The 14,438-nt window shown below is 64.7% G+C and carries 9 protein-coding genes; 3 read left to right on the top strand and 6 right to left on the bottom strand.

The features are described from left to right. Positions 1–217 precede the first annotated feature (217 nt). Entirely contained in the window at positions 218–2,119 is a 1,902-nt protein-coding gene (rhlE2, locus tag BLS27_RS03910; protein ID WP_208599401.1) for an RNA helicase RhlE2, read from the top strand. Positions 2,120–2,183: 64 nt separating this feature from the next. Here the strand turns inward: rhlE2 and BLS27_RS03915 are convergent, their stop codons facing one another. The 3 genes from BLS27_RS03915 to BLS27_RS03925 all read right to left on the bottom strand — a co-directional run bounded on the left by BLS27_RS03915 (position 2,184) and on the right by BLS27_RS03925 (position 5,457). Then, positions 2,184–2,762, bottom strand: coding sequence for a YceI family protein (locus BLS27_RS03915; protein ID WP_043207221.1), 579 nt, complete (start codon positions 2,760–2,762; stop codon positions 2,184–2,186). A 34-nt stretch (positions 2,763–2,796) separates the two neighbouring features. Continuing rightward, a complete protein-coding gene (locus tag BLS27_RS03920; protein ID WP_043207219.1) occupies positions 2,797–3,348 on the bottom strand; it encodes a cytochrome b in 552 nt (183 codons plus the stop codon). A 270-nt stretch (positions 3,349–3,618) separates the two neighbouring features. Continuing rightward, positions 3,619–5,457: a flavin monoamine oxidase family protein gene (locus BLS27_RS03925; protein WP_090343254.1), complete on the bottom strand. Its 1,839-nt coding sequence runs from the start codon at positions 5,455–5,457 to the stop codon at positions 3,619–3,621. A gap of 231 nt (positions 5,458–5,688) precedes the next feature. Here BLS27_RS03925 and BLS27_RS03930 point away from each other — a divergent pair, with 231 nt between their 5' ends. After that, positions 5,689–7,095, top strand: a complete 1,407-nt coding sequence (locus tag BLS27_RS03930) for an adenosylmethionine--8-amino-7-oxononanoate transaminase (protein ID WP_090343256.1) — start codon at positions 5,689–5,691, stop codon at positions 7,093–7,095. A gap of 144 nt (positions 7,096–7,239) precedes the next feature. Further along, a complete protein-coding gene (locus tag BLS27_RS03935) occupies positions 7,240–7,959 on the top strand; it encodes a 16S rRNA (uracil(1498)-N(3))-methyltransferase (RefSeq protein WP_090343258.1) in 720 nt (239 codons plus the stop codon). On the opposite strand, the gene trhA is transcribed toward BLS27_RS03935, so the two are convergent. The 3 genes from trhA to BLS27_RS03950 all read right to left on the bottom strand — a co-directional run bounded on the left by trhA (position 7,956) and on the right by BLS27_RS03950 (position 14,429). Then, complete coding sequence (gene trhA, locus BLS27_RS03940; protein ID WP_043207212.1) at positions 7,956–8,573, bottom strand: PAQR family membrane homeostasis protein TrhA; 618 nt, start codon at positions 8,571–8,573, stop codon at positions 7,956–7,958. The genes BLS27_RS03935 and trhA overlap by 4 nt on opposite strands. Before the next feature lie 110 nt (positions 8,574–8,683). Beyond that, the gene (locus tag BLS27_RS03945; RefSeq protein ID WP_043207211.1) at positions 8,684–9,145 is read right to left on the bottom strand and encodes a chemotaxis protein CheW; all 462 of its coding nucleotides are present in this window, start codon (positions 9,143–9,145) and stop codon (positions 8,684–8,686) included. Further along, a complete protein-coding gene (locus tag BLS27_RS03950) occupies positions 9,138–14,429 on the bottom strand; it encodes an Hpt domain-containing protein (RefSeq protein WP_090343262.1) in 5,292 nt (1,763 codons plus the stop codon). The genes BLS27_RS03945 and BLS27_RS03950 overlap by 8 nt, the downstream gene beginning before the upstream one ends. Positions 14,430–14,438 lie beyond the last annotated feature (9 nt).

Below are 14,438 nucleotides of genomic sequence, written 5' to 3' on the forward strand. Positions count from 1 at the left end.
CTCTGTTATACTCGGGCCTTCCCGCCCGGCTCACGCCCGGACGCTCGGCCTCGCAACAGGCATCTCGACCCGTCGGCAACGCACCCAGTGCCGCCCGCCGCCTCCCGGATGCGCAGTGAATGCCCAGCTGGACCGGACGCGATCGCATCTCGCCGATGCCCGTCGCGCCAGGCAGATCATCCCATCGGGCCCAGCCCCCACGAGAACAGGATTGCCCATGTCCTTTGCTTCCCTCGGTCTCTCCGAGGCTCTTGTCCGCGCTATCGAGGCTGCGGGCTATACCCAGCCCACTCCGGTGCAACAGCGGGCCATTCCCGCCGTGTTGCAAGGTCGCGACCTGATGGTCGCTGCCCAGACAGGTACTGGTAAAACCGGCGGTTTTGCACTGCCGATCCTCGAGCGTCTGTTTCCCGGTGGCCACCCTGACAAGTCCCAGCGCCACGGCCCGCGTCAGCCTCGCGTACTGGTGCTGACCCCGACCCGCGAGCTGGCAGCTCAGGTACACGACAGCTTCAAGGTTTATGCCCGTGATCTGAACCTGATCAGCGCCTGCATCTTTGGCGGCGTCGGCATGAATCCGCAGATCCAGGCCATGGCCAAGGGCGTCGATGTCCTGGTCGCCTGCCCGGGCCGCCTGCTCGATCTGGCCGGCCAAGGCAGCGTGGACCTGTCCCATGTGGAAATCCTGGTGCTCGACGAAGCCGACCGCATGCTCGACATGGGCTTCATCCATGACGTCAAGAAAGTCCTTTCCCGCCTGCCGGCCAAACGTCAGAACCTGCTGTTCTCGGCGACCTTCTCCAAGGACATCACTGACCTTGCCGACAAGCTGCTGCACAACCCCGAGCGCATCGAAGTCACGCCGCCGAACACCACGGTCGAGCGTATCGAGCAACGTGTCTATCGCCTGCCGGCTAGCCACAAGCGTGCCCTGCTGGCCCACCTGATCACCCTCGGCGCCTGGGAGCAGGTGCTGGTATTCACCCGTACCAAGCATGGCGCCAACCGCCTGGCCGAGTACCTGGAAAAGCACGGCCTGAGCGCTGCCGCGATTCACGGCAACAAGAGCCAGAACGCCCGCACCAAGGCCCTGGCCGACTTCAAGGCCAACACCGTGCGCGTGCTGGTCGCCACCGATATCGCCGCCCGCGGCCTGGATATCGACCAACTGCCTCACGTGGTCAACTTCGAGCTGCCTAATGTCGAGGAAGACTACGTCCACCGCATCGGCCGTACCGGTCGAGCGGGCCGTTCGGGCGAAGCCATCTCCATGGTCGCGCCGGATGAAGAAAAACTGCTCAAGAGCATCGAGCGGGTCACCAAGCAGAAGATCCCGGACGGCGACCTGATGGGCTTCGACCCAAGCCAGGTGGAAGCCGAGAAGCCGGAAGTGCGCGAACGTCCGCAGAACAACGGTCGTGGTGGCCGCAATCAGCAGCGCGCCGAAGGCAGCAAGGACGGCAGCGGCGGTCGCAAGGACAAAGGCAAGGATAAAGGCAAGGCCAAGCAGCACGCCTCCGAGAAGCCAGCCGAGCAGGAAAAGTCCGGCGAGAAATCCCAGCAACAGCGCAAGCCGCGCAACAAGAAACCCCGCCAGCAGCAAGCGGCCCAAGGCCAGAGCGGCATGCCGTCGGTTCCGGTGGACCGTGATCCAGAAGAATTCCTGGACGACGACATCGACAACTTCGGCAACCGCGCCGACTACGTCAGCCCCTACCAAAACGCCAAGAACCAAGGCCGTAACCGTCGTCCAGGCGGCGGCCAGGGTCAAGGCCAAGGGCAGGGCCAACGCAACGGCAGCGGCCAGCCACGCAACAATGGCGGCGGCCAGCGCAAAGGCCAAGGTCAGAGCCAGGGGCAAGGTTCCGGCGAGAAACGCACCCGCAACAACAACGGCGGTGCACGCCGCGACAATAATGGCGGCGGCCGCAACCGCTCCTCGAGCCGTGACGACTTCTCCCGCCAAGAGCCAGCCGTTCGCAGCCCGCGTGAAACCCATCAGCCGGTGATCATCCGCAAGGAGTCCAAGCTCGATCGCTATCCGACACCGGAGCAACTCGATGACTTGCCGAGCCGCCCACGCGGTGAGCGTCCTGCTTTGCTGACCCGCAAGGGCTGAGCCAGCACTCGCGCAAACGAAAACGCCGCCCAATGGGCGGCGTTTTTCGTCAGGACAAAGCGAATTACTTCTGCTTCACGCCTTCGACGCTGATGTCCAGATCCAGGGTCTGGGAGGACGGGCCTGGGCCTTTGATGCCGAAGTCGTTCAGGTTCAGCGTGGTGGTGGCGTTGAAGCCGGCACGCTCGCCGCCCCATGGATCCTTGCCTTCGCCATTGAAGGTTGCCTTGAAGGTGACAGGTTTGGTCACGCCGTGCATGGTCAGATCGCCGGTCACGTCAGCGGTCTTTTCACCGGTCGACTTGACGCTGGTGGAGACGAACTTGGCTTCCGGGTACTTCTTAACGTCCAGGAAGTCAGCGCTGGCGATGTGCTTGTCACGCTCGGCGTGGTTCGACCACAGGCTCGCGGTCTTCAGATTGACGGCGATCTTGCTGGCCTCAGGCTTGGCGCTGTCCCAAGTGAAGTTGCCGTCGAAGTCCTTGAAGGTACCGTGGATGAAGCTGTAACCCAGGTGGCTGATCTTCCAGTCGACGAACGCGTGCTGGCCTTCCTTGTCGATCTTGTACTCGGCAGCCATGGCCTGGCCGGCGGAGAGCAGTGCGGTACCGAGCGCCAGTGCGGCAAAAGTCTTTTTGAACATCCTTACTTCCTTCCTATGCAATTGAGGTAGAGAGTCAAGCTTTGCGGCCCAGCATACGGCTCAGGGTCGCGTCACGGTCGATGAAATGGTGTTTCAGAGCTGCCAAGGCATGCAGGATGGCAAAAATCACCAGCCCCCAGGCCAGGTAGAGGTGAATGGCTCCGGCGGTATCCGCCTGATCGGGCAGGTCACTGACCAGCGCCGGAACCTCGAACCAGTCGAATACCGGGATGCCCACCCCATCCGCGGTGGAAATCAGGTACCCGGCAATCATCACGGCGAACAGCCCAAGGTACAGCACCGCATGGCCAAGCTTCGCGGCCAGGCGGGTGAATGCGCCATGGTTGGCAGGTGCCGGCGGTGGCGGGCTGACGAAACGCCAAAGTACACGCAGCACCATCACCGCCAACAGCACCAGGCCGATGCTCTTGTGCAGATCGGGCGCGGACTTGCGCCAGGGGCTGTAGTAGTCCAGGCCGACCATCCACAGGCCGAGGCCGAACAACCCGAAGACCGCCAGGGCCACGCCCCAATGCATGACGATACTGACCAGGCCGTAGCGAGAAGCAGAGTTGCGCAGTTGCATGTTGGCGTGATTCTCCGTGAAAGCTGTGCACAGACTAACGCGTAACGTATCGAAAGAAAGCGGAAAAATTCGCTTGGGATTATCGACAAATACGATAGGTATTTTGGAAGTTTCCTATTAAGAAAACATTAACGATAGATGTTCAGCGGCGGGTTGTCGTAGTGCTGTGTAAACCCGCTCGCAATCGGTTGCAATGTCCTAAAACAACGCAATCCGAATGGGAGCGGGTTTACCCAAAAAGAAGCGGCTCACCGCGAGGGGCCCGAGTCCTCAGCCAGCCTTGGCCTGGGTATTGGCCAGTGGTTTTTTCACAGGCTCGGATTTGGCCGTGGTCTTTTTCACCGGCGCGGGCTTGTGGGCCTGTTTGGCGGACGGCTTGTGGGCCTGGGCGGGCTTGGCAGGTGCAACCTTGCTCGCCGCTGGCTTGACGGGCTCCTCCTTGGCCACTGGCGCTGGGGCAGGCTCAGGTTCCGGCGCTACCACCGGTGCGACCTCGTCAGCCTTGGCGATCGGTGCAGCTTTGGCCTGGGGCTTGTCGCCGCCACCGAACAGGCGCGAGAAGAAGCCTGGCTTGTCCTGCTTGGCTTCCTCTGCCTTCACCGCGTCCGCCTTGGCAGGTGCCTTGCCGGACGATCCGCCGAACAGGTTGGAGAAGAATCCACCTTTGTCCTTGGCGGCAACCGCGCCCGCTGCGGCGGCGGCAACCGGTGCAGCCTTGGCCGGATCGAACGACTTGCCGGCCGCCAGGTCCTGCACCTGGCTGGCAGCACGCTGGCCGCTGCGCAGCGCGCCTTCCAGGGTGCCAGGGTAGAGTGCATCGGTGTGCTCGCCGGCGAAGGCTATGCGTTGCACCGGACGCTCCCACAGGCGCCAGTACTTGCTGATCTGGCCTGGGCCATAGGCCAGATAGGCGCCGCCAGTACCGGCGTCGGTGCTGTAGCGGCGCACTTCGTAGCCGGTAAACGCGCCCCGGGCCTGCGGATAGAACGCGTGCAGTCGAATCAGCACCTGATCGACCATCTGCTTGTCGCCAAAGGCCTGCAGCAGTCGGGCATTGTCCCCCGAGAGGTTGATCACCACATTCGCGCCGCCTTTGAGCGCCGGCTCGATCCACAACATGCCAAGGCCGGCATTGCTGAAGATTTCGCCGGACATGCGCGCACGGCTTTCCCAGACGGGTTTCTTGAACTTGAGCATCATCTGGTCGCGCCAACCGTAGTTGGTGCCTTTCAAGGCCGCCAGGTGCTGGCTGTCCAGCCCCGGAGTCATCTGGATCTTCGCCAGGGCGCGCAGCGGCACGGCCATGACCAAATAATCGGCCTGGTAGCCGACGCTGCCGACCTTGACCGTCACGCCTTTGCTGTCCTGGACGATCGAGGTGACCGGCGAGCTGGTCTTGATGGTCTTGAGTTGCTTGACGAAGGCCTGCGCCAGCACCGGGCTGCCGCCTGGCAGGCGGGCAGCGCGCAGGTCACGATCACTGATACCGCGGTAGACCCGGTTCTGCTGGGCGAAATAGAGCAGCGACAGACGCGACGGCTCGTCGTAACGGGTGCGGATCTGCTGGTTGATCAATTGCCGTGCCGTGGCAGGCAGTTGCAGTTTGTCCAGCCAGGTGGAGACGTTCATCTGGTCGAGGGCAAACAAGGTGCTGGTGGCGGCCGGGTTCAGCGGGTCCTCGATCGAACGGGCCAGATCATCGAGGGTCTTCTCGTAACGCTTGAGCGCATCGGCGGTGGCCGGTTGCTTGGTGGCCAGATCGCTGGCGCTGAAATACTCGCCGTCGATCAGGTAGCCGGGGGTGCGTACGAATTCAGGCGCGGGCAGTGTTTCAAGCTTGAAACGGTCCAGGTACTGGTTGAGCACCGGCTGGCTCTTGCCGTTGCCGATCCACTCGCTGGTGGCCAGGCCCGAACGGCCGCCCATGCCGGACTTGGCCTCCAGCAGCGTGACCTGCCAGCCTTTGTTCTGCAGTTCATAGGCCGCGGTCAGGCCTGCCAGGCCCCCACCCACGACGATCGCCGTGGGGCTCGTGTCCTTGGCCAGCGCGGCACCGCTGGAGACACCAATCAATACCAACGCGCACAGGCGCACCCAAGCAGCAGCCATGTTGGCGAACTCCGGATCAGAAGTGACAGAAAAGAGGGGGAGAGTGCCCCTGGGACGAGATGCGTTAAGAATACGTCAGGTCTCCAGACCCTGCCAGCGTAGTGACATCAAGTGCTTGCCAGCACAGGAAATTTAATTTTCGACGCAATCACGCGCTGCGCGTCGGTTGTCCTGCGCGGCCCCATTGCTTAGGCTTGTCGGCCTCAGCACGCCCCGCCAGGAGATCTGCCCATGGGCCTCAACCAACAGTGGATGCAACGTGACCTCAAGGTCCTCTGGCACCCCTGCACCCAGATGAAAGACCACGAGCAGCTGCCGCTGATCCCGATCCGCCGTGGTGAAGGCGTGTGGCTGGAGGACTTCGAAGGCAAGCGCTACCTGGACGCCGTCAGTTCCTGGTGGGTCAATGTGTTCGGCCACGCCAATCCGCGCATCAACCAGCGCATCAAGGACCAGGTCGATCAGCTCGAGCACGTGATCCTGGCCGGCTTCAGCCACCAGCCGGTAATCGAGCTGTCCGAACGCCTGGTGGCCATGACACCGGCGGGGCTGGACCGGGTGTTTTATGCCGACAACGGCTCGTCGTGCATCGAAGTGGCGCTGAAGATGAGCTTCCACTACTGGCAGAACAAAGGCCAGGTGAACAAGAAGCGCTTCGTCACCCTGACCAACAGCTATCACGGAGAAACCATCGCCGCCATGTCGGTGGGCGACGTGCCGCTGTTCACCGAGACCTACAAGGCGTTGCTGCTCGACACCATCAAGGTGCCGAGCCCGGACTGCTACCTGCGCCCCGAAGGCATGGGCTGGGAAGAGCACTCACGCAACATGTTCGCGCTCATGGAACAGACCCTGGCCGAGCACCACGCCAGCATCGCCGCCGTGATCGTCGAACCGCTGATCCAGGGCGCTGGCGGAATGCGCATGTACCACCCGGTATACCTCAAGCTGCTGCGCGAGGCCTGCGACCGCTATGGTGTGCACCTGATCCACGACGAAATCGCCGTAGGCTTCGGCCGCACAGGGACGATGTTCGCCTGCGAACAGGCCGGGATCCGCCCGGACTTCCTGTGCCTATCCAAGGCCCTGACCGGCGGATACCTGCCGCTGGCCGCTTGCCTGACCACCGATGATGTCTACCAGGCGTTCTACGACGATTACCCGACCCTGCGGGCGTTCCTCCATTCGCACAGCTACACGGGTAACCCGCTGGCCTGCGCCGCGGCCCTGGCGACGCTGGACATCTTCGAGCAAGACAACGTGATCGAGGCCAACAAGGCCCTGTCGGCACGCATGGCCAGCGCCACTGCGCACCTGGCCGACCACGCCCATGTCGCCGAGATCCGCCAGACCGGTATGGCCCTGGCCATCGAGATGGTCCAAGACAAAACCAGCAAGACTGCCTACCCCTGGCAGGAGCGGCGCGGCCTGAAGGTCTTCGAACACGCCCTGACCCGCGGCGCGCTGCTGCGACCGCTGGGCAGCGTGGTGTATTTCCTGCCGCCCTACGTGATCACCCCGGAGCAGATCGACTTCCTCGCCGAAGTGGCCAGCGAAGGCATCGACATCGCCACCCGCGACAGCGTCAGCGTGGCGGTGCCGGCCAACTTCCACCCCGACTTCCGCGATCCGGGCTAACCCTGAGGCTCGCCTCGCCCCCTGTGGAAGCGGGTTCATCTGCGAATGCGGATCGAGGATTTCCCCTCGCATTCGCCAGTAAATCGCAGCGGCCCAACGCCACTTCCACGGGGACGATGTCCATTTCATTTCCTGAGCAAAGCCATGAGACTGTCCCGCTTCTTCATCGACGCCCCCCTGAGCCTCGGCGAGCACGAGTTGCCCGAAGCCCAGGCCCACTACATTGGCCGCGTGCTGCGCATGGCGCCCGGAGACGCTGTGCAACTGTTCGACGGCAGTGGCCAGGAGTTTCGTGGCCAGTTGCTCGACGTCGGCAAGAAATCCGTGCGCGTCACCCTGGACCAGGCCTTGCCCGGCCAGGCCGAGTCCCCATTGCATGTCCACCTGGGCCAGGGCCTGTCCCGCGGCGAGCGGATGGACTGGGCGATCCAGAAGGCCACCGAGCTTGGCGCCAACGCGATCACGCCAATCGTCAGCGAACGCTGCGAAGTGCGCCTGAAGGACGAACGCGCCGACAAGCGCCTGGCCCATTGGCGGCAAGTGGCGATCAGCGCGTGCGAACAGTGCGGCCGCTCGACGCTGCCGGTGATCCACCCGCCGGTGACCCTGGCCGAATGGCTCAAGGATACCGAGGCCGACCTCAAGCTGGTGCTGCACCCGGTCGCTGAACCGCTGACCAGCCATGCACACCCCGGCCGCCTGGCATTCCTGATCGGCCCCGAAGGCGGCTTGAGCGACGCCGAAGTCGACCAGGCCAAGGCCGCCGGCTTCCACGCCGCACGCCTTGGCCCACGGGTACTGCGCACCGAGACCGCGCCGGTCGTGGCGCTGTCGGTGGCCCAGCAGCTGTGGGGCGACTTCTAACGCACGTAGAAGAACACCGCGACGAAGTGCATGAGACTGCCGGCGATGACGAACAGGTGCCAGATGCCATGCCAATGGCGAAAGCGGCTGTCGAAGGCGAAGAACAGGATGCCGATGGTGTAGAACGCACCGCCGGCCGCCAGCCAGGCGAAGCCGGCGCCGCCCAGGCTCTGCAGCAACGGCTTGACCGCCACCAGGACGATCCAGCCCATCACCGCATAGATGATGATCGACAGCACCCGCGCCTCGGAGCGCGGCTTGATCTCTTGGAGCATGCCGATCAAGGCCAGGCCCCAGACCACGCCGAACAGGCTCCAGCCCCAGGGGCCGCGCAGGCTGACCAGACAGAACGGCGTGTAGCTGCCGGCGATGAGCAGGTAGATCGACAAGTGATCGAGCTTGCGCATGATCACCTTCGCCCGCCCACGGGTGCTGTGGTAGAGCGTTGAGATGCTGTAGAGCAGCAGTAGAGTGCTGCCGTAGATGGAAAAGCTGACGATCTTCCACGGATCGCCCTGCAATCCGGCCACGACGATCAGCCAGATGGCACCGATACAGGCCAGCACGGCACCGACCAGGTGCGTCCAGGCGTTGAAGCGTTCACCGTAATACATGCAAACACTGACCTCCCTGACAGCTTCAAGTTTCAAGCTGTAAGCCTCAAGCAAAGCACGGGGACGCCCCCGACACAGCTAGCTTGCCGCTTGAAGCTTACAACTTGAAGCTAGTGAAGATCCGCGTCACGCACCATGCGCTCCAGCGCCGCCAAGTCAGGTACCCGCGCCACCTGCTCGCCGACCTGCACCGCCGCCAGCTCCAGGCTCGCCAAGGGGACATCCACATAGTTGAGCTGGCTGTCCAGCTTGCAGGAGCGTGGGATGTCCTGCAGTAGCAACGCCAGGTAGCGCAGGCCGGTATCGCCCAGCGCGTTGAGCACCACCACCCGTGCCCGCTCGCCACAAACGGTCTCGCCGCCACAGGCGGCCTCCAGGCCGATCAGCGGCAAGCGCTGCTGACGCCAGTCGATCCAGCCCAGGTGCCAGGCCGGGTCGCCCGCCTGGCAGGCGAAGGTGCGCTGGCCGATCAGCTCGGCCACCGCCACATTGGGCAGCACCAGGGTGCGGTCGCTCAAAGGCAGTAGCAGACCGGTCAGGCTGCTGCGCTGGCCGGCGATGTATTCAAGCATGGGGTTGGCTCCAATGGGCGATGCTCTGCAACAGGACCGACTCCTGATAAGGCTTGCCCAAGTAGTCGTTGACGCCGATGGCCATGGCCCTGTCGCGGTGTTTCTGGCCGGTACGCGAGGTGATCATGATGATGGGCAGATCCTTCAGACGGACATCGCGGCGGATGCGCGTGGCCACCTCGAAGCCGTCCATGCGCGGCATCTCGATGTCCAGCAGCAGCACATCGGGGCGGTGCTCCTCCAGCAAGGCCATGGCATCCACACCGTCCTTGGCCGTCAGCACACTCATACCGTGGCGCTCCAGTAGACGACTGGTGACTTTGCGCACGGTGACCGAGTCGTCCACCACCATCACCAGCAGACGCTGACGCGGTGCCGGGCCAAACACCGGACGCGGCCCCCCGTAGCCACCCGGCAGGCGCGCCAGACGCCGCTGCTGCCCGCGCAACTGGCCGAGCAAATCGAGAATCAGCACTACCCGGCCATCCCCCAGCAAGGTCGCGCCGGACAGCCCAGGCACCGCCGCGAACTGCGGCCCCAGGCTCTTGACCACGATCTCTCGGCTTGGCGACAGGCTGTCCACCTGGATGGCGAACGACTGCTCCTGGGAATGCACCAGCAACACAGGCAATGGCACGCTTTGCCCCAGCAGACTTGGCCGAGGCACACCGCCCTGGAGCACCTCCCCGAGATAGCGCAGGTCGTACTCGTGACCGGCATAGGCATAGCGCGGTGCGCTCAGCTGGTAACAAGCCTCAAGCTCAGCGGGCGGCACGCGCACGATGCCTTCGATGGTATTGAGCGGGATTGCGTACTGCTCCTCGCCCAGGTGCACCATCAGCGCTCGGTTCACCGACACGGTGAACGGCAAGCGGATCAAGAATCGCGCGCCTTTGCCCGGGCTCGACTCGATGCTCATCGAGCCGCCCAACTGCTTGACCTCCTCATGCACCACGTCCATCCCCAGACCCCGGCCAGAGATCTGGGTGATCTTCTCAGCGGTAGAGAAGCCCGGACGCAGGATGAATTGCAGGATCTCGTGATCGCTCAAGTATGCTTGCGGGTCCAGCAGGCCACGCTTGATGGCCTTGTTGCGCACCGCCTCCAGGGGCACTCCGGCCCCGTCGTCGCTCATCTCGATGACGATATCAGCGCCTTCGTGCAGCAAGTTCAGATGGATGGTGCCCTGCTCCGGCTTGCCCGCCGCCAGACGCGCTTCGCGCGACTCCAGGCCGTGGTCCACGGCGTTGCGCAGCATGTGCTCCAGAGGCGCCACCATGCGCTCGAGCACGCTGCGGTCCAGCTCGCCCTCGGCGTTGCCCACCACCAGTTCGACCTGCTTGCCCAGCTCGCTGGCCACCTGGCGGACCACCCGCTGCAGGCGCGGTACCAAGCGTTCGAAGGGCACCATCAAGGTGGCCGTGAGACCTTCTTGCAATTGACTGTTCACCCGCGCCTGCTGCTGGAGCAGGCTGTAGGCTTCCTGGGCACGCTGGGCGAGGGTTTCCTTGAGGTCGAGCAGGTCCGAAGCCGACTCGAACAACGCCTGGGACAACTGCTGCAACTGGGAATGGCGGTCCATCTCCAGCGGGTCGAAATCCTCGTACGCATCGCCCTCGGCCTGGTAGCGGCTGGACATCCGTCCCTGGGTCTCGATATCCAGGCGCAGCAGCTGGTCGCGCATGCGCTCGAGCGTTGTTTCCATCTCGTTGAGGGCGAATTGGGCATCGTTGACTTGCTGCTCGATGCGCCCGCGAATAACAGAGTGCTCACTGGCCAGGTTGCCCAAATCGTCCAGCAGCTCGGCGTCCACCTTGACCATGTCGCCCGGCGCGCGCTCCGGCGCGGCGGCCGGCGCCTCCGGCGACGGCGCTTCGACCGGGACCTGGCCGGCCGCGCTGTCGGTCAACGCGGCACTGCTGAAATTGCGGATATAGTCGATCAGCGCCGTGGCTGCGTGCAGGGGCTGACCGAGGCGCACGGCGTCGAGCATGTGTGCCAGACGGTCATGGCAGTTTTGCAGCAAGGAGAACAGCGCCGGGCTCGGCGGCAAGCGGCCGGCGGCGAGCAGTTCGTACAAGAATTCCAGTTCATGGGCCAGATCGCCGATAGCGGCGATCTCGACCATCCGCGCGCCCCCCTTGAGGGTATGCAGATCACGCAGCAGGTTCTCCACCTCGACGCTGTTACGCGGATCGGCCTGCCAGCGCGCCAGGGCCGCAGCGGCGCTTTCGACGATATCCGAACTTTCTTCGAGAAAGACCTCGAGCAGTTCGTTATCGCTCGAGCGTTGGGCTTCGTCCGCCGCTGCCTCGACGGCAGCAGGCGCAGGTGGGGCATGGCGGTACTCGCGCAGCTCGCCCAGGAGCGCCGTTGCCGAAGCCGGCGCCTGCCCTTCGCGTAGCGCGTGCAGCATCTGCCCGAGGGTCTGGTGGCCGCGCCGCAACAGATCGAGCAGCTCGGCAGTAGCCCCCAGGCGGCGATCCACCAGGCCCTCGTAAAGCGCGACCAGCGCGTGGGCCAACACCTCCACCGCACCCACGCCAGCCATCTGCGCACCGCCTTTGAGGGTCTGGAGGTCGTGCTGCAGGGTCGACAGTGCCGAGTGGTTGTCCGGGTCCTGAGCCCATTGCGCCAATGCCTGGTCGGCGCCATCGAGGATATCGCCCGCCTCGTCGAGGAACAGTTGCACCAATGCAGGATCGTTCGCTGTCGGGTAGACCGCCAGAGGTGCCACCGCATCCTGGCCCACCACGCCCATGATCCCGGGGTCCAGGGCGTCGTCCAACAGGCCGCGCATGGCCGCGATGCAATCGACGCGGGCGCTGAGCGCCTGGCCGGCAGCTATCTCGTCGAACATGTCGAGCAGCGCCTCATGGGCCTGCTGGGCCAGGGCAAAGAATCGCGGGCTGGCGGCCAGACTGCCCTCTTCCACCGCGCCATACAGGTCAAGCAACGCCTCGCAGACTTCATCCACCTGCCACAACTCGGCCAGATACGCCGACTGGCCGAGGGTGGTCAACTCGTCCAGCAGCGTTTCCAAGACCGAGCGGTCGCCGGGTTGCGCCTGCCAACGCGACAGCAGCGCCTCGGCCTCGAGCAGGATATCCATACCCTGGGTCAGGAACGCGGCGATTCGCTGCGGATCGCGTTTGGGTCGATGGCTGTGCTGTGGGTCCTGCTGCAGGAAGGCCAGGCGCACATCCACCGACTGCCCGACCTCCTCGATCAACTGCGCCGCCCCCGGGATAGGGGCCAACGGCGTGCTACCCAGTTGCGCAAGGCCGAGGTGGAACAAGGCGCGGGCCGCCTCCAGCCACTCCAGCTCCGCCACCTGCAAGGGCAGTTCGTGACCTTTGTATTCGCGCACCAGTCGATCGAAGGCGGTGGCCAGCTCGGCGATCGGCATGACGCCCGCCATCGCCGCGCTGCCCTTCAAGGTATGCAGTGCGCGCTGCAGGCTGTCGTTGACGGGCGTGCCATGGCCATCGGCATCGCGCAGGAACGTCTCCAGACTGGCGAGATGGCCTTGGGCCTCGTTGCCGAAGATCGCCAACAATTGTGGGTCGAGCCCGTCGACCTGCGCCGGCGCCGACGCCGACACATCATTGATCGCCAGATGATGCAAGTGGCCGGCTAACGGCTCGACCTCGACCCGCGACGGCAGATGGCCCACCGCGAAGTCGGCGAGCAAGTCCGGGAGCCGGACGAACACCTGTTGCAGGGCCAGCACCCCTTCGGCGCCAAGGGTGATCCGCCCTTCCAGTACACGGTTGAGCAAGTGCTCGGCGCCCCAGGCAAGCTCGGCCAGCGCCTCGGCATGGACCATGCGACCACTGCCTTTGAGGGTATGCAGGGCTCGGCGCACCTCGACCAGGGCCTCGCGCAAGGCATTGTCGGCGCGCCAACGCAGCCAGTGGCGTTCGATTTCCGGAAGCAGCTCGCCGGCCTCTTCGAGGAAGACATCCCGCAATTCTTCATCGACCGCTTCGAACTCGACGCGAGCCTCGGCCTGCCCGCACGACACACCCAGCGCCGCCAGGCTGGCCCGCGCCCTGTCGATGAATGGTTGGGCATCGACCAGCGGATCGGCCACCCGCCATTGCACATAGCACTCGCCAGCGCTCAAGGCTTCGGCCAGATGCGCCAGCTCGTCTGCAGGTGGCGGCTGCTCCAGATGCGACAGCCAACCCTGCACATAACCTGCGCAGCCACCGAACACCTCGGCGGCCTCCGGCCACATGAGCATCGTCAGCGCGCCACGGATCTGGTGCAAAAGCCCCGGCAGCGGCTGCAAGCGTTCTGCCGGCCAGCCCGACTCCAGGCAATCGCCGATCAAGTCCTTGGCCTGTTGCAGCACCGCCAGGGACTCATTGAGTACCAGCTGGCGGATCTCCGTCAGGTCCGCGCCCGGCAGGCCGCCCTGGCCGGTTTCCTCCAGCGGGCCGACCATGCCGTTGAGGGTGGCCTCCACGTACAACAGGGCGCCGGCCACATCCATCAGCACGGCGTCGTCCACCGCCTGCTCGCCCTGGGCCAGGGCCTGCAGCACCAGTACTTGGTCGATGATCACCCGGCGCGGCTGCTGGAAGGCAAGCACCGCCAAGGTATCGGCGACCTGGCGCAACGGCGCCAGCAGGGCCTCCAGTTGCTCACGCTGCTCACGATCGCCGCGCATGTACTGATCGAGTCGGTCCTTGATGCGCATCAGGTCATCGCACAGTGCCGTCACCACCGAGCGCAGGGCGTCGCGTCCGTGGCCGGCTTGCAAATGTTCGCGCCAGTTGCCCAGGGACAGGTCCAAATCCGCCAGGTCCGCCGCCCCAGCCAGACGCTGCGCCACGCCGCCGACCAGGCTGCCCTGGGGCAACGGCTCGACGCCACGGCAGCCGCGCAGTTGGTTGAGCAGCGGCACCACCACCAACGGCAGGTCGTGTCGCGAGCCGCGCAGCCGTTCCAGATACGGCGGCAATTGCTCGAGCCCGCGGAACAGCGCACCCAGACAATCGCCTCGGGGGCTGACCTGACCATCGGCCATGGCCCGGCCCAGCAGCTCCAGCTCCTCGGCCAGGTGCGCTGCACCGCGCAGTTCGAGCATGCGCAGGCAACCCTGGACCTGATGCAGGTTGTCGACGAAGAAAGCCAGCATCGCCGGATCGCCCGGTTCGCTGGCGAATCGCTCCAGGGCCTGGCGGGCCTGGCCCAGGCAATCGAGGATCGGCGCCTTGACCCACGCCAGGGCGACGGTGTCGTGGCGCTCGGGGCTCACTGCTGAAGCAGCCATCTGTCGCTC

The sequence above is a fragment of the Pseudomonas guariconensis genome (assembly GCF_900102675.1).
In the GTDB taxonomy this organism is placed as follows: domain Bacteria; phylum Pseudomonadota; class Gammaproteobacteria; order Pseudomonadales; family Pseudomonadaceae; genus Aquipseudomonas; species Aquipseudomonas guariconensis.

Bases quoted from the DNA above. Each gene is read 5' to 3' on its own strand.
- BLS27_RS03920 (WP_043207219.1), bottom strand. From the start codon at position 3,348: ATGCAACTGCGCAACTCTGCTTCTCGCTACGGCCTGGTCAGTATCGTC.
- BLS27_RS03950 (WP_090343262.1), bottom strand. From the start codon at position 14,429: ATGGCTGCTTCAGCAGTGAGCCCCGAGCGCCACGACACCGTCGCCCTG.
- BLS27_RS03945 (WP_043207211.1), bottom strand. From the start codon at position 9,145: ATGCTTGAATACATCGCCGGCCAGCGCAGCAGCCTGACCGGTCTGCTA.
- rhlE2 (WP_208599401.1), top strand. From the start codon at position 218: ATGTCCTTTGCTTCCCTCGGTCTCTCCGAGGCTCTTGTCCGCGCTATC.
- BLS27_RS03935 (WP_090343258.1), top strand. From the start codon at position 7,240: ATGAGACTGTCCCGCTTCTTCATCGACGCCCCCCTGAGCCTCGGCGAG.
- trhA (WP_043207212.1), bottom strand. From the start codon at position 8,573: ATGTATTACGGTGAACGCTTCAACGCCTGGACGCACCTGGTCGGTGCC.
- BLS27_RS03930 (WP_090343256.1), top strand. From the start codon at position 5,689: ATGGGCCTCAACCAACAGTGGATGCAACGTGACCTCAAGGTCCTCTGG.
- BLS27_RS03925 (WP_090343254.1), bottom strand. From the start codon at position 5,457: ATGGCTGCTGCTTGGGTGCGCCTGTGCGCGTTGGTATTGATTGGTGTC.
- BLS27_RS03915 (WP_043207221.1), bottom strand. From the start codon at position 2,762: ATGTTCAAAAAGACTTTTGCCGCACTGGCGCTCGGTACCGCACTGCTC.